Genomic DNA, 17,496 nt, shown 5'->3' on the forward strand with positions numbered 1-17,496 from the left:
ACGGGCATCCCGGGACGGCTCAGGCGGCGGCCGTGCCCGGCCCGAATCAGGCACGTGTGGGGTTGGCGGCGGCCGCGATGGGCATCCAGAGCGTGCACGGTATGCGGCTTGGCATCAACGGGGTGCCCACCACGGTGGTCACCGGTGCGATCATCGGCGCAGCCGGTGCCGGCCTCTGGTCGTTCACCACGATCTGCTTGTGCGCTGCGGCCACGACCGGGCCGGTGGCCGTGAGAAGACCGAGGAGCGGATGACCTCGCGGCCCGTCCCGGTCGTGCTCCTGCTGACCGGTGGCCGGGGATCCGGATGGCCGGCCGGCTGCCCGGTGCCGCTCCGAAGCGGGCTGAGCAGGTGGCTTGGCTGTTTGTGGGCTCCTGTCGCGGGTACTCGGCGGCCGGTGGCGGATCCAGTGGTCGGTGTCGGTTTTGCGCGGGCGGGGGGAGCCGGCGATGGGAATCGCGGGGAATTCGGTTGCCAAGGCGGTGCTCGCCGCGCCGTTCGCGGCGGCGGCCTCCGCTTCGGCGCTGGCCGCCAGGGGTGCGGTGGCGGGGGTGCGGGCGACCGCGGCCGGGGCTGGGGCCACCGCCCAGGTCGCCGCGGGGACCGCCCAGCAGGTCGGCGCGAGTGCCCTGCGTGCGGGCATTGAGGGCGTGGAAGCCGCGCAAGGGCGCCAAGAAAACGACGAATCGCCCGATCAGAAGGATCGCGGGTCGGGCGTGGGGTCCGCGGTCCGAACAGCGGCGGAGGCGAAGCTCGGCCGTGCGACCGGTGCGGCCGGGGCGGTGGTCGCGTTGGCTGCAGGAGGCCCCAGGCGGAGGGTGTGGGCGCGGAGCGGACGGGCGCACATCCGAGTGAACGGTCTATCGAGCAGCGGACCGCGGCACCGGCGCTACACCAATGCGCTGAGAGAGGCGCTTCTGGATCTGGAAGGCGTGAACCTGGCGGAGGTCAACGCCGTCACCGGGCACGTCCTGGTGGCGTACGCGGAAGGCGCCGTGGACCTCGACACCTTGGTGTCGACGGTCGAGGACGTGGAGGAGGCCCACGGGGCCGCCCGTTTCGACGAGGCCGCGCACGCGCAGCGACCGGACGACGAGATGGCGTGGACGGCGACGATGTCCGCTCTGGTGGCCGACTGCGCGGGCGCCGCTGGAGCGCTGGCCGGGCGGTTGCTGCTCCTTCCGCCGGTGCCGAGGCCGGTGGTGGCGGCGGTGTCGGTCGCGGACACCATGCCCAGGGTGCGGGAGGGCCTGGAGCGGCAACTGGGCGTGCCGCGCGCCGACGCTCTGCTCGGTGTGGCCAGTGCCGTCGTGCACGGGGTCGGGCACGGGCTCGTCCCGGTGATCGTCGACGCCGCCCACCGGGTCTTTCAGCTCTACGAGATCCAGGCGCGACGCCAGGTGTGGGAGGCCCGCGAGCCCCGGCTGGCGGGCGGCCGCCAGCCGCAGGACTGGGGTGGCCGTGCCCAGCGTCCGTGCCCGCTTCCGGACGGGCCGGTGGAGAAGGCCGCGGACCGCACGTCGCTGGGTCACCTCATCGGATCCGTCGGGGTCCTGGTGAGCACGCGCGATGTGTCCGCCGTCGCCGACCTGCTGTTGGCGACCGTGCCGAAGGCGGCGCGGCACGGGCGGGAGGCGTTCGCGGCGGTGCTGGCCCATGACCTCGCGCGGCGTGGCGTGGTGCAACTGGATCCGGGGGCACTGCGGCGGCTGGACCGGGTCAGCGCGGTGGTGATCGATTCCGCCGTGCTGTGCGATGGGGAGCTGCGGCTGCTGTCGGCGGTCTCCACCGGTGATGTGCTGGACGACGCGGGCGTGTGGCGTGCCGCCGGCGCGCTGCTGGCCGGGTACGACCGCGATGACCTGGAAGGGCCCGGCCCATGGCCGGGGAGGCCCGAGAGCCGTCGGGAGGGGGCGGGGTACCGGCTGGAGCGGGCGGCCGACGCACCGTCCGGCGGCCCCGCCGACCCGTCCGGCGTCACGCTGGACCTGCTCGACGAGCGGCGAAGACGGTGCGGCCGGGTGCGGGTCGGATCCTCGCTCGACCCCCTGGCGGAGGCTCTGCTGTCGGCGGCGCACGAGGCGGCCGGCGTGGTGGTCCTGACCGAGCACGCCAGCACCCGGGAGCTGCTGGCCTGGGGCGACGACTCCGCGGTGGCCGCGGACCGGCTGGCGCGATGCGTGAGTGACCTGCAGCGCGACGGGCATGGGGTTCTGGCCGTCGCATGCGGGCAGGATCAGGCGCTCGATGCGGCTGACGTGGGGATCGGCGTACTGCGCGATGACCGTCCGGCCGACTGGCGCGCCGACCTGCTGTGCGGTCCGGGCCTGGCGGAGGCGTGGCGGCTGCTGGTGGCGGTCCGGCCGGCCCGGCGTGCCAGCGAGCGTGCCGCACAGTTGTCGCTGAGCGCGTCCGCGCTGGGTGCGCTGCTGATCGCGGGCAGGCCGCGCCGGCGCCGCCCCGGTCGCGTGCGGCTGCGCCGCGTGGTCGGGTCCTGGCACGACCTTCCTCCGGTGTACGCGGCGTCGTTGTCGGCGATGGCGGCCAACGCGGTGAGCGCCCGGTGGCTGAACCACCGCCCGCTTCCGGTGCCCGTCGTCCGGGACGACTGGCACGCCCTCACCGCCGGGGAAGCGTGGCGGCGGTTGTCGCGCATCGCCGCCGGGCGCGCGACCGGCAACGGCGCGGACACGCGGGCCGCAGAGCTCGCGAAGGTGCCGCTGCTGCGCCGGACCGTGGCGAGACCCGCCGGAACGGGGGTGCGGATCGCCGCGGCCGTGCGGCAGGAACTCGCCGACCCGCTGACTCCCGTCCTCGCACTCGGGGCGGCGGCTTCGGCGGTGGTCGGCTCAAGCGTGGACGCGCTGCTCGTCGCCGGAGTCGTGGCGGGCAACGCCCTCGTCGGCGGCGCCCAGCGCATGCGGGCGGAGAAGGCTCTGGGCGAACTGCTGTTGACGCAGCGGATCCACGCCCGCCGTCTGCGGGTCGACGCGCAGACGGTCATGGGGAGCCGAGCAGGACGGGGCACGGCGGGTGAGGAGGAATTCGCGCGGCTGCGGACCGCGGAGAGCGACCGGATCACGGCCGACCGCCTGCATGCCGGAGACGTGATCCTGCTGCGCTCGGAGGACGTCGTGCCCGCGGACGCCCGGCTGCTGTGGGCCGAATCCCTGGAGGTGGACGAGGCCGCACTCACCGGTGAGTCGGTTCCCGTCGACAAGAGCATCGAGCCGTCACCGGGCGCCGACCCTGCCGACCGCCACTGCATGGTCTACGAGGGCACCACGGTCGTGGCAGGAGACGCGGTCGCCGTCGTCGTCGCCACTGCCGAGGCCACCGAGGCAGGACGGGCCGCCGCCCTCGCCGGTGCCGCTGACATCTCCTCCAGCATGCAGGCCCACCTGGCCGAGCTCACTCACCGGGCCCTGCCCGCCACGGCTCTGGGCGGCGCGGCGGTCACCCTGCTCGGGATGCTGCGCGGGCTGCCCCTGCGCCGCGCCCTCGGATCCGGTGTCGCGGTCGCGGTGGCGGCCGTCCCCGAGGGGCTGCCCCTGGTCGCCACCATCTCCCAGCTGGCGGCGGCGCGGCGGCTGTCGCGCCTGGGCGTGCTGGTCCGCTCCACACGGGCGCTGGAGGCACTCGGCCGGGTGGACACCCTGTGCTTCGACAAGACCGGCACCCTCACCGAGGGCCGGCTCCGTGTGGTCCGCGCGTCCGGTCCCGCCCGTCCGCTGCCCCTGACCGGGGAGGGCGGCCGGAGCATCCTGCGGGTCGCCGCGCGGGCCTGCCCGCCGCCGGGCGGCCGGCAGGCCCCCCACGCCACCGACCGGGCCGTCCTGGAGCGCATGGAGAACCTGCCGCCCGACACCCGGTGGCGTCTGGAAGAGGAACTGCCCTTCGAGACCACGCGGGGGTTCTCCGCCTCGCTCGGGTATGACGGCGACCGAGCGGTCATCGCCGTCAAAGGCGCTCCCGAAGTGCTCCTGGCCAGATGCAGCCGGGTCCGCGGCGGCCGGGAGCCCTCCGAACGCGGAGACGACGGACGCAAGGGTGGACGGGACAAGCCGCTCACCGCCGCCCGGCGCCGCGCCGCCGCCGCGACCGTCCGCCGGCTGGCGGGACAGGGCCTGCGCGTGCTCGCGATCGCCGAACGGGACGTCCCCGACGCCGCCGGCGCGCGCGGTGAGATCGCCGAGCGCGTCGACGACCTCGTCCTGCTCGGTTTCATCGGCATCGCCGACACTCCGCGTCCCACCGCCGAGGAGGCGGTACGGCAGCTTCGCGAGGCGGGCATACAGGTCACCATGATCACCGGTGACCATCCGGACACCGCCGTCGCCGTGGCCGCCGAACTCGGCATCCCCGACGCGCACAAGGTCGTCACCGGTGCCGGACTCGACGTTCTGTCCGCCGCCGAGCGTGTCGAGGCCGTCCAGCGCGCGACGGTCTTCGCCCGTGTCACCCCGGCCCAGAAGGTCCGCATCATCAAGGACCTGCGCCGGGCCGGACGGGTGGTCGCGATGACCGGCGACGGGACGAACGACGCCGCGGCCATCCGCCGCGCCGACGTCGGCATCGCGGTCGCCGGGCGCGGCTCCGGCGCGGCCCGCAGCGCCGCGGACCTCGTCCTGACGGCGCCCGACACCGCGCTCATCCTCGACGCGCTGCGCGAGGGCCGTGCCCTGTGGCACAGCGTCCGGGACGCCGCCGCGATCCTGGTGGGCGGCAACGCGGGGGAGGTGGCCTTCACCATCCTGGGGACGGCTCTGGACGGGAACGCCCCGCTGAGCACCCGGCAACTGCTCCTTGTGAACATGTTCACCGACATGCTGCCGTCGCTCGCCGTCGCCATCACCCCCGCCGACCCCGGACCCGACCCCGCGACGCCGCTCGGCGGAGCGCCGGTACGCGGGTTCACCGGCCAGGACATGCGACAGGTGCTGGCGGTGCGCGGCACCGCGACCGCGGCGGCGGCCCTGGCCTCCTGGCAGGCGGGCCGTCTCACCGGCCTCGTCCCCGGAGGACGCCGCCGCGCGTCCACCATGGGCCTGGCCGCCCTGGTGTTCGCCCAGCTCGGCCAAACGCTCATCTCACGCTGGCACAGCCCCCTCGTCCTGGCCACCTGCGCGGCCTCGGCCGCGGCCCTGTTCGCCGTGGTCGAGACACCAGGCGTCAGCCAGTTCTTCGGCTGCGTCCCGGTCGGCCCCGGAGCCTGGACGATCACCACGATGGCGGCCGCGGCGGCGACGCTGGGGGCCGCCGTCGCCCCGAGGCTGCTGCCTTCCACCGCGGAACCACCGAAGGAATCAGAAGCCCGATATGAAAAATCAATAAACCGGCGCAAACAGACCGTAACGCACTGATTGCGGCACTGGTGTTGCGGGTACCTGGGGGCGACGGGCGCGTGGAGAGCATGCAGACCCGTCTCCGAACGATAATGAGAGGCCGAGAACCTCTCCAGAGGGAGAGATATGGCAGCGACCCAACGGACCAGGACCGCAACCACTCGTGGCCGTGCCACGCAGAAAGAGAAGCCCCAGACCAAGGGCCGGGCTGCCACCGCCAAACGCCGCGCGCCGAAGGAGAGTGCTGAAACGGCACATCGGACGGCCACCGTTCCGGTCGTTACCCCGCACCTCACCGTCCACAAGGTTCAGGTGCCGACGCCGAACCTTCCGGTGAGCGGCGACGAAATGGTGGCGGCCGGTAAGGCCGTGACCTCGTTCCTCCCACCGCCGGACCGGCTGGCCTACTACACCGGGCTCGGCGCCTTGGCGGTGTTCGGTGTCATCGAGTGGCCGGTGGCCGCGGCGATCGGAGCCGGGGTCGCCATCGCAAAGCGAGCAGGCCGTTCCGGTGAGCACCGGCATGAACGGACAGAGCAAGGCCGGTAGGCGACGCTCTCCTCCGCTCAGTCCTTGTGCGGGATCTGGTTGACGGTGCCGCCGTCCATGACGAACTCGGATCCGGTGGCGTAGGAGGACTCGTCGCTGGCTAGGAAGACCACGAAGGAGGCGACCTCCTCAGGCCGGCCGGGGCGTCCGAGCGGGATCGGGATCATGTCGTCGGGGATGCCTTCGGTGATCGGGGTCCGGATCAGGCCGGGGTGCAGCGAGTTGACCCGGATGCCGTGCGGGGCGAGCTCCGTGGCGACCGACTTGGTCAGGCCGCGCAGACCCCACTTGGACGCCACGTAGCCGTGTGCCCACGACGTGCCGCGGAGGCCCTCGATGGAGGAGTTGTTGATGATCGAGCCGCCGCCGGCCGCGATCAGCGCGTCGGCGGCCGCGCGGATGCCCAGGAACGGGCCGGTGAGGTTGACATCGATGATCTGCTGCCACTTCTCCAGCTTGAAGCGGTTGATGGCCGCGCCGTTGGCGATCCCCGCGTTGTTGAACAGCACGTTGAGGGTGCCGAACTCGCTGACGGTGGTCTCGACGGCGGCCGCCCAATCCTCGGCGCTCGTCACGTCGAGGTGCACATAGCGGCCCGCTTCACCCAGCCGGTCTGCGACGGCCTTGCCGTCCTCGTCCAGGATGTCGCCGATCACGACCTTGGCGCCCTCGGCGGCCAGCGCCCGGGCGGCGGCCGCTCCGATGCCGCGCGCACCTCCGCTGATCAGGGCGACCTTCCCGTCCACGCGTCCCATCGTCTGTGTCCTCATCTCTCCTGGGTCTCAGCCGGCCAGTGTCGTCGCGAAGACGCCCCGGGCGGTGTTGAAGGGCAGGTCGAGCGGTGTCCGAAGCCCCGGCGGCGCCGCGACGACGTCGGGGATCGAGTTGACGATGCGCCCGGCGCCCGCGGCGATCGCGGCGTAGTTGTGGTCTCCCTTGGCGCTGGTCGGGCAGACGTCGACGCGGTAGGACGGTTCGCCGACGATCTCGACCCGGTAGGAGCCCCCGTCCTGTGCCGGCTGTGGCCAGTCGGGACGCAGGTCGCCGCGAAGCCTGGTCGTGTGGTCGATGACGAGTACCTCCCTGCCGCCGGCGAGGCCACGGATCTGGAACCGCATCGCCGCCACTCCGCCCGCGGGGATGTGGCCGGCGGCCACGTCGAACGCCTCCGGCGCCGGCTCCTGTTCGAACCACTCCGTGATCTCGTCGAGGTCGAAACCGAAACCCCGGGCCAGCATCCGGAGGCTGACCCCCCAGGATGCCGCCAGCATTCCGGGCTTGAACATCTTCGGCAGGTCCCCGACCGGCCGGCCGAAGCCCATGAAGTCGAACATGACCGGTCCGCCGTCATAGGTCGCGTAGTCGGCGATCTCCGAGCAGCGCACCTGCTCCACCCGCTGGCAGGTGCCGGCGATCGCGAAGGGCAGCAGGTCGTTGACCCACCCGGGGTCCACTCCGGTGACGAAGACGCTCGCCCCGCCCGTCCGGCAGGCGTCCTCCACGGGGTCGATCATGCGCTCCGGCAGCACGCCCCAGGGGTGGATCAGCGGCACCGGTGAAGAGGCCACGACGTTGCTGCCGGCGGCGAGGATCTTCTGGATGTCACCGAGCGCCTCGAACAGCCGGGTCTCCCCGAGCGCGCAATAGACGGTGCACTCCGGCCGCGCGGCCAGTGCCGCGTCCAGGTCGTCGGTGGCCACCACACCCGTGACCGTGTCGAGGCCGGCGAGCTCGCCGGCGTCCCGCCCGACCTTCTCGGGGCTCGACACGACCAGCCCGTCCAGGACGAAGCGAGGGTCCTCGATCAGCTGTGACAGCGCGATGCGGCCGACGTTGCCGGTCGCCACGTGAAGAACGCGGATGGCCATGGTTCTCCTCGATGGGCGGTGGGACGAGCCGGCCCTCCGGCGCCGGACACCTGTCCAGTCATTATTCCAGAACCAGTAGAACACGTTCTACTGTCGCGTCGGCCCGATGAAGGCGATAAGGGTTCGATAACGCGCTTCTCTAACGTGATCGGCGTTGATGCACACGAGCGGGGAGAAAGGGATGTACAAGGCACGGATCATGGTGGGTGTCCTCGCGGCGGGGGCCGCGCTGGGAGCGCTCCCGGCGGGGGCGGCGGCGTGGGCGGACGGCGGGTCCGGCGCGAGCCCCAAGGCCGCCTGCTGGACGGACGCGAAGATCGACGGCAAGCAGTGGGTGCGGACGTTCGACAAGGCGTTCGCCAACCCCAACTACCTAAAGTGCGGGTCCCACGTCGGCTACCTCTACCAGGGGTCGAACTACGTCTTCTGCAAGAAGTGGGGCCAGGAGCACTCCGGCGAGCACGGCACCAACCACTGGTGGCTCTACACCGACCTGGACCAGGGCGCCAAGCGCGGCTGGGTGTCGGCCTACTTCCTGACCGGGCCCGGCAACAGCGACGACAAGGCCGTGGACGTCAACGGCAAGACCATCAAGACCTGCTCCAAGGTCTACTGAGCGAACGACGGGGAGAGAGATGAACAGGATCCGGACCGGCCTGCTGGCCGGTGCGGTGGTGGCGGGGGCCATCACCGCCGTGGCGCCCTCGGCGGCGATGGCCGCGACCACCAGGAGCACCGACGGAGTCTGCCCGAAGGGCGACGTGTGCGTGTGGAGCGGCAAGAACGCCACCGGCGTCCGCTGCAACTGGACCGGCAACGACCCCGACTGGCAGGGCGGGGCCGTCCAGTGCAAGCCGCACGGCTTCAAGGTCTACAGCATCTGGAACAACGGGTACACGAGCGACCCGTACAACAAGGTCCGGTTCTACAAGTACGCCAACTACGGGACCGAGCTCTACGACCCGATGCCGGTCACCTCGCAGCCGGTCAACGCCGCGGGCATCCCCATCCGCTCGCACAAGTGGTCCAAGTAGGGGGCGGCGTGAACAAGGTCCGGATCACCGTCGCCGGCATGGCCGTCGCGGGGCTCGCCACCGTCCTGGCGCCCGCCGCGGCCCAGGCCGGCACCGGCGCGGCCGCCTGGCAGGGCTCCTGTGCGAAGGGCGACTTCTGCGTCTGGAACGGGAAGAACGGCACGGGCATCAAGTGCGCGTGGGACGGCGACGACCCCGACTGGTACGGCGGCGACGTCCGATGCAACCCGAAGTTCTTCGTCGGCTCCTACTGGAACAACGGCTACACCGGCTCGTACAGCAAGGTGAGGGTCTACCGGCTCGCCGACTACAAGGGCTACTGGGGCACCATCCCCGCCGGTGAGCGGGACAGCTTCTGGGAGGGCCAGCCATGGCGCTCCCACCGATGGGTGAACTGACCCTCCACGAAGAGGCCGCCGAGCGCTCACGTGCCCGGCGGCCTCTTCGCCGTCAGCAGGACCGGACGCCGCGCACCGGACCCGCCGTCCGCCGCCAGCGAAGCGCCCGGCCGCACGACCCGGCACAGTACGAGACGCCACGCGGATGCGTGTACGGATCGTCCCGCAGGATGGCCGTCTGGAGGTCGCGCAGCTCGGGCCCCGGCTCCAGACCCAGTTCCTCGTCCAGCCGGCGACGTCCCTCGCTGTAGACGTCAAGGGCCTCGCTCTGCCGTCCCGCTCTCGCGAGCGCCAGCATCAGCAGGGCCCGCAGCCGCTCCCGGTACGGGTGCTCCCCCACCGGCCCCATGAGGTCGCCGACCAGCCGATGGTGGCGTCCCAGCGCGAGTTCCGCCTGCGCCGCCTCCTCGACCGCGGTCAGCCGCAGCTCCTCCCACCGGAGCGCACCCGTCTCGATCGGCCCGCGGCGGAGCCCGGCGAGCACCGGCCCGTCCCACAGCGCCAGCGCACAGCGGTACAGCTCGGCGGACTCGTCGAGCCGTCCCTCCAGGGCCAGCCTGCGCGCCCCCGAGATCCGCTCCTCCGCGTCGAGGGCGTCGATCGACCCCGCCTGCGCGGGGATCCGGTACCCGGGCCGGACGGTCTCGATCACATGCCGGTCGCAGCCCGCCTCGCGGAACGCCCGCCGCAGCCCGGACACCGCGATGGCGACCTGGGTCCGCGCGGACGCCGGCGGGCGCTCCGGCCAGACCACGTCCACCAGCCTGTGCACCGGGACCGGCCGGTCCGGCTCCAGCAGCAGCGCCGCGAGCACCAGCCGCGCCCTGCGCCCGCCGAGGTCGGCAGGCTCGCCGCGCACACCGGCGCGCAGCGGCCCCAAGATCCGAAAATTCACACGGTCCGTCACCCGTCGCGTCACCCTTTCCCTGAGCTTCGTTGCGGGGTGGAGCGTGCGGGGTCCCCAGCACCTTAGACAGCGGATGGCCCCGCCGGTTCGGCCCGGCGCCGTTCAGAACGTTCAGAACAGCGAACGCGCAGGTCAGCAGCGCCGAGTAATCCCCGGATCGGGCGCGGCCCCGACCCGCAGATCGGACGCGGGAACATACCCCCAACCGTCCAGCTCGGGCATCCCGGTCGACCGGTCGCCCTGCGTGTAGTACCAGACGTCGTTGCCGCCGGAGTGCCGCTGACCGCGCGTCCAGCAGATGAACCAGCTCGGGTCGGTCTCCAGCACGGCGACCTCGGTGCCGAACCCCGCCTTCTCGTAGACGGCGACGCGCGGCCGGTTCGGGCATTGGAAGAGGCGGTCCCAGGTCCGCTGCGTCCGCGAGTCCTCGATCGAGCCGCTCACCTGCTGGCACCCGGCGTCCGCACTCCGGGCGACGGCCCAGACCGTCCCGGCCACGACCAGCACCACGAGCCCGGCGACCGCGAACCAGAGACCACGCCACGCTAAGCGCCTCGGCGACGCGGCCTCCCCGGCCGAACCCGGATCGGCGAGAAGCCGCCGATGAGCGACCCACTTCGCCACCTCGCTCTCAGGCGACGGCCACCCCCCGAACCGCAGGCACGCCTCGACGAACCGGGCCGTGGCCGTCTCCGGCGGCATGGACAGCGGATTCTTGCCGATGAGGTTGGAGACCGCGGCCGGAGACAAGCCGGGGCAGCGCCCGCAGAGGGCGCGGTACTTGGGACTCCCGCACCATTCATGCAGGGCACGGAGCTTGGCGGTGAACTCGGTCCAGGTGGACGCGTCTTCGGGAGCGGGCGGGGGGACTGGCACGGCGGGCAAGAAGCACTCCTGTGGTCGAGCGGGGCGCACTCATTGTGACTACCCACCGGCGGCCACGGTCTGTCAGAAGATCGGCCACCGTGAGCGCGGCCCTGGTTCAGGGGTGCGCGTCCGGTCAACCCGGGACCGTGGGGCGGCGAGCCCACCTCCTGTCGTGAGTAGACCCGGCACGGTCCATCTGCCTCCAGGCAGGGAAGATCACCGGGCACAGCGTCGCGAGCAGATACACGCCGCCGACCGCCGGCAGCGCGAAGGACAGGCCGACCGAATTCACAAGGAAGCCCGCAGTCAGCGCGCCCAGCGGGGTGACCAGCTGGAACGAGGCCGTCGTCGCGCTGAGCACGCGGCTGCGAAGCTCCTCCGGCACCGTCTCATACGTCACTGTGGCCATGATGGGGTTGAGCACACCGCAGGCGAGACCCTCGACCGCCATCATCAACGCCAGTGGCGCGAAAGTGTCGGTGAAGGCGGCCACCACGAACCGCGGCAGACCCACGATCAGAAGCGCGACCGTGAACACCGGCCACCGCCGAAAGCGGCTGCCCACCACCCCATAGACCAGCGCCCCCGTAAGTGCGCAGACCCCGAACGCAGCCTCCAGCAGACCGAGTTCGACGGAAGACCCCAGCTCCTCACGGACATGCACAGGAAGGAGCACGGCACTCCAACCCTGGTCGAGGCCCCTGGTCACCAGCGTCATGAGGCACACGCCCAGGAGCAACGGCGTGGCCGCCACGAAGCGATATCCCTCCCCCAGCTCACGACGGTAGACACGCAGCGACGCCGGCTCGGCCTGCGGGTGGGCCCGCGCCTCAGACAGGTCGCGCACCCCGAATGCGAACAGCGGAGCGGACACGGCGAAGGTCACGGCATCCACCAACAGGACGTACTCGGCGCCGATAACGGCGATCAGCACACCCCCGAGCGCCGATCCGGTCAGCGCCGCACAGCGCGACGCACCGTCGTACAACCCGGCAGCCCTGGTCAGCGGCATTCCCCCGCGTTCGGCGAGCGCGGGCAACAGCACACCGCGGGCAGTTTCACCCGGCGCACGGAACAGCCCCGTGACTGCCATCAGCACGCACAGCATCCAGAAATTCAGGACGTCGGTGAACTGCAGCAGCGGGATCGCCGCAACGGCCACCCCGCAGGCGAGGTCCGAAATCACGGCCACCCGCCGCCGCCCGATCCGGTCGATGACCGGACCACCGACAAGCGCAGCCACCACCACGGGCAGCATCGCGCAGAACGCGACGATCCCGGCCTTAGCGGCACTGCCCGTGCTCTGCAGCACGAACCACGGCACGCCCATACTCGTAAGGCAATTCCCGGTGATCGAAACGACGTTGGCGGCAAGAACCGTTGCCAGCGGACGGCGATCATCGGGCAAGAAGTCTTCGGACACTACGGCGGCCTCCCATGAGGGGAAGCGCCCACCTTGAGCGAAGCACGTCAGCCGGTGGGCGAAGCGAAGTGGTCGACGTCTGGCGCGCACACCAAGGCGCACCGCAGACATGCGGCGTTCACAAGCAACGCCCCCAACACTTCGCCGAAATGACCAGCCGGTACATCCAGGATTGTCACCCCCAGCCCAGGCCCTCCGCAACGACGATCGGGCCACAACATGCAGCCTGGGAAACGTGGTCTGCCCCGGTGCGGTGGAGGTGGGCTATTGGATTCCCCGCGCCGGACTCCGCGGCGCCATGGGCTCGATTTGGAACGGGCAGCGTCCCAGTCGGCAAACGGTGGGGCAGCGCGACACTACCCCGGATTGGCGCATCGACAGTTCAGCACGCGACCGGATTAGCCCATGTGGTGCCCCCGGTCAATATCGTCGTGAGCGTGGTCATCGAGCCAGCAAAGCTCCCATTCCGCCAACGCCGGAAGACTCGTCGCTTGATCCGCACCCTCCGCCGTCACCGAGATGCCGCCACCAGGCAGTACGCGGCCGGTAATCTCGCACGGACTGGCGACCCCAGCGCTACAAAGGCACTCGCCGACGCTGCCGCGCACGATGACAGTCCCTACGTCCGGAATTCCGCCCTGGCGTGCCTCACCCGGCTCGACGCAAAGTCGTGTACCAGTTCGCGTCTCTCCAAGCCCGGCCTACGGGGGCAGAGACGACCGCGGGCGCACCTACTGTTACCGGGAGGTCGACCTGACCGGCCTGCGACGGCTGTACTCGGCGGAACTGGAGCCCAGGGCGACGACGTGACGACCCTTACCCGCGGGCTGTTTGTTGGTTCGCGGATTGCAAGTCCGCAGCAGCGGCTACACAGCCCGGCACGCCGCCTTATCGGGCTCAGTCCGAACGTCACTGGTCACCGTGCGCGGCAGCGGCGCGCGGCGCGGCCCGCGCTGCCAGGTGCTCGCCCGACTCGGTGGCAGACCGAGCGCCGTCGGCGCGGTGGGCTCCGGTGGACCTGCTTCAGCACGCGCAGCCATTGCCGTGATCAGCAGCAAAATCCCAGCTCATAGCGCGAATCCGAGTTCCGAGCGGTGCACATCCGTGCCATACAGACATCTTTGTCTGTTAGAGTCGCGCCCACTGACGGTAGCGACCATCCGAGGCTGATCACCATGCCCATCCCCACCAAGGTCACGATCGCCGCTCTCCTGGTGCCAGTGGTGGCCACCGCCGGCGTGGTGGCCGTCACAGGTATGACGGCCGGCCACGCGAAGACCGCCAATGCAAAAGCCGCCGCCGCGCAGCAGGAGCAGATCCCCTTCCCCGCGCTGATCCACCTCCCCCACTACCCGCTCACCCCCGTGCAGCCATCCCCCAAACCGGTGCAGCTGACAGGCAAGGGCAAGCCCCTGAAGGTGGGCTACACCTACAACGGCACGCGCCGGACGCTGTCGGACTTCCTGCGCCGCAGCTCGACGCTCAGCTTCGTGGTCCTGCGCGGCAACAAGGTCGTCGACGAGCGGTACTTCGAGGGGCAGGGCCCCACCAGCCGGTTCAACACCTGGTCGATCGGTAAGTCGATCACGGCCACCGCGCTCGGCGTGGCGCTCCGCGAGGGCAAGATCCACGCGCTCGGAGATCCGGTCACCCGCTACGTGCCCGAGTTGAAGGGCACCGGGTACGACGGCGTTCCGCTGCGCGATCTGCTGCACATGGCGTCTGGCGTGAAGTGGGACGAGTCAAACTATTTCAACTTCACCACTGGCGCTACGGCAGCGCAGTTGCGCCTGGTCTTCGGCACCCCGATGACGAAGGTCGCCGAGGAGGCGGTCCGCGAGAGGCCCTCCGGCACCAAATGGAACTACAACAGCCTGGACTCCTTCGTACTCGCCTGGGTCCTCACCAAGGCGACCGGACGATCGCTGGCGTCCTATGTCCAGGAGAAGATCTGGAAGCCCGCGGGCATGCAGTCCCCCCTGTACCTCGGCAAGGACTGGGCGGGCAACGGCCTGGGCTACTGCTGCTATCACGCGACGAGCCGCGATCTGGCGCGCTTCGGGCTGCTCTATCTCAACAGAGGCAAGGCGAACGGACGGCAGGTCGTGCCTGCCGGGTGGGTGCGCGATGCGCGCGTCACCGCCCCCTATTCCCGGCCGGAGAAGATCGGCCAACTCGGCTGGGGCTACGGCAACCAATGGTGGACCGCCCCCACCCCGGGCGACTACTCGGCGAACGGCGTGTTCGGACAATACGTCTACGTCAGCCCGCGCAACGGCGTAGTGATCGTCAAGACCTCGCAGGACATCGGCTACTCGTCCAACTACGCCGAACTGTCGGTCGCCTTCCGCGCCGTAGCCAACGCCGTCGGGGCAACCTGAACAGGCAACCCCGCCCCCGCACCGCCGAAGGCCTCTCCAAACGAGAGATCATGCGCTGTCCTAAAGCCCTAGGCTCAACGGTTTGCTCATTTGGCGGCCGCTGCCGGCCCTGCTTAGACCGCCCTCTCAGGCTGATCTGTACCGATCCGCTTGACCTGGGTTTCTGCGCGGCCTTCGGTGAGATCGCCGGCCTTCTTCTCTACCGTTTCCATGGCGCCTCCCATATCGCCCCGGATGCCGTGAGTGAAGCGCAAATCCTGGCTCGGGAGGCGGTCGATGCCTATTGGGCGATCGTGGAAATGGGCTCTCGGAGTGAGCAGGACGCCATCCGGGCCGAAGAGCGACTGCAGGCGGTACAGAGGCTGATCCACTAGATCAGGAATGCGATACCGAGTTCAGCGGTCTACTGCCCAGGCACGTTGGTCGACCTACGGCGCCGACCAGGCAGGTGCTGGGTGGGGGGCCGGGAGCGCACTTCGGGCGGCGCCGAGCAGGCCGGCGGAACGGCCGAGCTCGGACGGCACCACGGTCAGCCGCTGGACGTAGTCCAGCGTGAGGAAACCGGCCAGGTGCGCGCGCAGTGGCGCGAACAGCAGCTCGCCGGCCGCCGCGACGCCGCCCCCGATCACGATGCGGTCCAGGTCGCACAGTGCGGTCGTGGCGGCGATGCCGCGGGCCAGCGCCTGGGTCCCCCGGTCGAACGCGGCGAGGGCGACGGCGTCACCCTGGGCGGCATCGGCGGAGAGGGCGCGGGCGTCGGCGCCCGTCCAGCCCCGGTCGCGGGCCCATCGGACCATGGACGGGCCGCTCGCATAGGCCTCGACACATCCGGTCGCACCGCAGGAGCAGGGCGGGCCCGCGGGATCGGCGACGACATGGCCGATGTGGCCGGCGTTGCCACTGGGGCCGGGGTAGGCCGCACCGTTGAGAACGAGACCGCCGCCGACGCCCGTTGAGACAACGATCCCGAGCATCGACTCCACGCCGCGGCCCGCGCCGAGCCAGTGCTCGCCCAGCGCCGCCGCTATACCGTCCCCGACCAGGACGGAGGGCACACCGGGCATGATGGCGCCGACCAGGCCGAGCAGCTGGAAGTTTCGCCACGCCGGGATGTTCACCGGACTCACGCGGCCGCTCCGCGGGTCGACCGGGCCTGCGGAAGCGAGCCCGACCGCGCGCGGAGCCGCGCCCTCGGACACCGAGGTGAGCAGCCCGCGCATCGCCTCCTCAAGGAGGGCTTCGGTGGCGGGGGTGGCGACTTCGGCCTGCCGGTGCACCTGTCCGTCCGCGCCGACCAGGCCGGCGCTGATCTTGGTGCCGCCGATGTCCACCGCGAGCACGACGTCATGGTCCATGAGCATTTCCTTGGTGGGAGCAACGGGATCGCCCTGGTCAGTCCTCAAGGAGCGCCGAGAGCTGTGGCGAGTAGGTGGCGTGCAGCACGAGCGACGCGGCGCCGACGACGGCCGCGTCGGGACCGAGGGGTGACACCGCGACATCGGCGACCCGGACGGGGCGCGAGAGCGGTCTGGTAGCGAGAGCCTTGGTGACGGCGTCGAGAAAGATCGTCTCGACGCGCCTGATGCCGCGACCGCCCAGCACGATCAGGTCCACGTCGACGATGTTGACGACGTTGACGGCGACGGAGGCGACGAGTTCGGCGGCGTCACCGATGACCGCGGTCGCGAGCGGGTCGCCCTGAGCGGCGGCGTTGAGAACCGCGTCGTGGTCAACGCTGGCCGGGGCGCGCTGGAACGGCACCGCGAGCGTGCTGCCGGTCGGCTCCTCGGCGAGCCTGCGGTGCGTCTCGGCGGTGATGGCGGCGGGGCTGACCAGGCTTTCCAGGCAGCCCCGGTTTCCGCAGTAGCAGCGCGGACCGTCCGGTTGCACGGAGGTGTGCCCGAACTCCCCGGCGTTGAGCGAGCCGCCCCGGTGGACCTGGTGGCCCAGGATCAGCCCGCCGCCGGTGCCGGTGCCGAAGAAGAAGTAGGCGAAGTTGGCGACCCCCCGGCCGGCGCCTGACCAGCGTTCGCCTATCGCGGCGGCGGTGGCGTCGTTGTCCAGCGTGACCGGCAGGCCGGTGGCTTCGCCCAGCAACTGCTTCATCGGCACTCGCGTCCAGTGGGCGAGCTTGGGCGGGGCGACGACCATGCCGTGGTCCTGGTCGATCGGGCCGGGGCTGGCCAGGCCGAGGCCGAGCACGCGCTCGCGGGGCACTTCGGCTTCGGAGAGGACGGCGCCGACCAGGTCCGCCATGGCCGCGACGACCTCGGCCGGCCGGGCGCCGGGCGGCGTCGGGCGGCGCTTCAGCACCAGGGGGTGCCCGACCAGGTCGACGACCACGCAGGCGAGCTCCACCGGATCGAAGTGGAGCCCCACCGCGCTGCCGGCGTCGCTGTTGATCCGCAGCCTCGTCCGGGGCTTCCCGAGCCCCGCGACGCGGCTGGATCCGTCCTCGCGCACGATGCCCTCGTCGAGCAGCTTCCGCGTGATCCCGGAGACGGTCTGCGGCGTCAGCCCCGTGCGCTCGGCGATCTCGGCCCGGCTGATGCCGTCGGCGAGCTGGATCTGATCCAGCACCACCGCCCGGTTGTAGCGCCCCACCTTGGGAAGATTCGTGCCTGCTCGCCGCAACGAAGGTCCTTTCCGCCCGGTCCCCTGACCGGCGCCGACTCTATTCTTGCGCTTGCCTTTGACTTTGTAAAACAATTGGATTTAAGGTGC

The 17,496-nt window shown here is 71.2% G+C and carries 14 protein-coding genes; 7 read left to right on the forward strand and 7 right to left on the reverse strand.

Annotated elements, in window-relative coordinates; all coding sequences use genetic code 11:
• The first annotated feature begins 449 nt into the window (after positions 1–449).
• Both ACQPZP_RS26315 and ACQPZP_RS26320 read left to right on the forward strand, forming a co-directional pair.
• Positions 450–5,363, forward strand: coding sequence for an HAD-IC family P-type ATPase (locus ACQPZP_RS26315; protein WP_433472392.1), 4,914 nt, complete (start codon positions 450–452; stop codon positions 5,361–5,363).
• A 108-nt stretch (positions 5,364–5,471) separates the two neighbouring features.
• On the forward strand, positions 5,472–5,894 hold the full coding sequence (locus ACQPZP_RS26320) for a hypothetical protein (protein WP_433472393.1): 423 nt from the start codon (positions 5,472–5,474) through the stop codon (positions 5,892–5,894).
• Between the two features lie 17 nt (positions 5,895–5,911).
• On the opposite strand, the gene ACQPZP_RS26325 is transcribed toward ACQPZP_RS26320, so the two are convergent.
• Entirely contained in the window at positions 5,912–6,664 is a 753-nt protein-coding gene (locus ACQPZP_RS26325) for a glucose 1-dehydrogenase (RefSeq protein ID WP_433472394.1), read from the reverse strand.
• 12 nt (positions 6,665–6,676) lie between these two features.
• Positions 6,677–7,762, reverse strand: coding sequence for an NAD(P)H-dependent amine dehydrogenase family protein (locus ACQPZP_RS26330; RefSeq protein WP_433472395.1), 1,086 nt, complete (start codon positions 7,760–7,762; stop codon positions 6,677–6,679).
• A 181-nt stretch (positions 7,763–7,943) separates the two neighbouring features.
• On the opposite strand from ACQPZP_RS26330, the gene ACQPZP_RS26335 reads away from it, so the two are divergent.
• Genes ACQPZP_RS26335 through ACQPZP_RS26345 form a run of 3 tightly spaced genes read left to right on the forward strand, consistent with a single transcriptional unit; the run spans position 7,944 to position 9,194 of the window.
• On the forward strand, positions 7,944–8,378 hold the full coding sequence (locus tag ACQPZP_RS26335; RefSeq protein WP_433472396.1) for a hypothetical protein: 435 nt from the start codon (positions 7,944–7,946) through the stop codon (positions 8,376–8,378).
• Positions 8,379–8,397: 19 nt separating this feature from the next.
• Positions 8,398–8,796: a peptidase inhibitor family I36 protein gene (locus tag ACQPZP_RS26340; protein WP_433472397.1), complete on the forward strand. Its 399-nt coding sequence runs from the start codon at positions 8,398–8,400 to the stop codon at positions 8,794–8,796.
• Positions 8,797–8,804: 8 nt separating this feature from the next.
• Complete coding sequence (locus ACQPZP_RS26345; RefSeq protein ID WP_433472398.1) at positions 8,805–9,194, forward strand: peptidase inhibitor family I36 protein; 390 nt, start codon at positions 8,805–8,807, stop codon at positions 9,192–9,194.
• A 52-nt stretch (positions 9,195–9,246) separates the two neighbouring features.
• Here the strand turns inward: ACQPZP_RS26345 and ACQPZP_RS26350 are convergent, their stop codons facing one another.
• From ACQPZP_RS26350 to ACQPZP_RS26360, 3 genes are all read right to left on the reverse strand, one after another.
• Positions 9,247–10,074 (reverse strand): AfsR/SARP family transcriptional regulator, encoded by an 828-nt coding sequence (locus ACQPZP_RS26350; protein WP_433472399.1) that lies wholly within the window; start codon positions 10,072–10,074, stop codon positions 9,247–9,249.
• Between the two features lie 159 nt (positions 10,075–10,233).
• Positions 10,234–10,986, reverse strand: coding sequence for a hypothetical protein (locus ACQPZP_RS26355; protein ID WP_433472400.1), 753 nt, complete (start codon positions 10,984–10,986; stop codon positions 10,234–10,236).
• A 115-nt stretch (positions 10,987–11,101) separates the two neighbouring features.
• Positions 11,102–12,391, reverse strand: a complete 1,290-nt coding sequence (locus ACQPZP_RS26360) for an MFS transporter (RefSeq protein ID WP_433472401.1) — start codon at positions 12,389–12,391, stop codon at positions 11,102–11,104.
• Between the two features lie 149 nt (positions 12,392–12,540).
• On the opposite strand from ACQPZP_RS26360, the gene ACQPZP_RS26365 reads away from it, so the two are divergent.
• Positions 12,541–13,464 (forward strand): HEAT repeat domain-containing protein, encoded by a 924-nt coding sequence (locus ACQPZP_RS26365; RefSeq protein ID WP_433472402.1) that lies wholly within the window; start codon positions 12,541–12,543, stop codon positions 13,462–13,464.
• Positions 13,465–13,566: 102 nt separating this feature from the next.
• Positions 13,567–14,772 (forward strand): serine hydrolase domain-containing protein, encoded by a 1,206-nt coding sequence (locus ACQPZP_RS26370; protein ID WP_433472403.1) that lies wholly within the window; start codon positions 13,567–13,569, stop codon positions 14,770–14,772.
• Between the two features lie 428 nt (positions 14,773–15,200).
• On the opposite strand, the gene ACQPZP_RS26375 is transcribed toward ACQPZP_RS26370, so the two are convergent.
• A complete protein-coding gene (locus ACQPZP_RS26375; protein ID WP_433472404.1) occupies positions 15,201–16,127 on the reverse strand; it encodes an ROK family protein in 927 nt (308 codons plus the stop codon).
• Between the two features lie 37 nt (positions 16,128–16,164).
• Positions 16,165–17,376: an ROK family transcriptional regulator gene (locus ACQPZP_RS26380; protein WP_433472405.1), complete on the reverse strand. Its 1,212-nt coding sequence runs from the start codon at positions 17,374–17,376 to the stop codon at positions 16,165–16,167.
• Between the last annotated feature and the right edge of the window lie 120 nt (positions 17,377–17,496).

Source organism: Spirillospora sp. CA-142024 (genome assembly GCF_050942325.1).
Classification (GTDB): Bacteria; Actinomycetota; Actinomycetes; order Streptosporangiales; family Streptosporangiaceae; genus Spirillospora.

Coding starts and splice junctions, on each gene's coding strand:
- ACQPZP_RS26370 (WP_433472403.1), top strand. CDS start 13,567: ATGCCCATCCCCACCAAGGTCACGATCGCCGCTCTCCTGGTGCCAGTG.
- ACQPZP_RS26325 (WP_433472394.1), bottom strand. CDS start 6,664: ATGAGGACACAGACGATGGGACGCGTGGACGGGAAGGTCGCCCTGATC.
- ACQPZP_RS26320 (WP_433472393.1), top strand. CDS start 5,472: ATGGCAGCGACCCAACGGACCAGGACCGCAACCACTCGTGGCCGTGCC.
- ACQPZP_RS26340 (WP_433472397.1), top strand. CDS start 8,398: ATGAACAGGATCCGGACCGGCCTGCTGGCCGGTGCGGTGGTGGCGGGG.
- ACQPZP_RS26315 (WP_433472392.1), top strand. CDS start 450: ATGGGAATCGCGGGGAATTCGGTTGCCAAGGCGGTGCTCGCCGCGCCG.
- ACQPZP_RS26365 (WP_433472402.1), top strand. CDS start 12,541: ATGACCAGCCGGTACATCCAGGATTGTCACCCCCAGCCCAGGCCCTCC.
- ACQPZP_RS26335 (WP_433472396.1), top strand. CDS start 7,944: ATGTACAAGGCACGGATCATGGTGGGTGTCCTCGCGGCGGGGGCCGCG.
- ACQPZP_RS26330 (WP_433472395.1), bottom strand. CDS start 7,762: ATGGCCATCCGCGTTCTTCACGTGGCGACCGGCAACGTCGGCCGCATC.
- ACQPZP_RS26375 (WP_433472404.1), bottom strand. CDS start 16,127: ATGGACCATGACGTCGTGCTCGCGGTGGACATCGGCGGCACCAAGATC.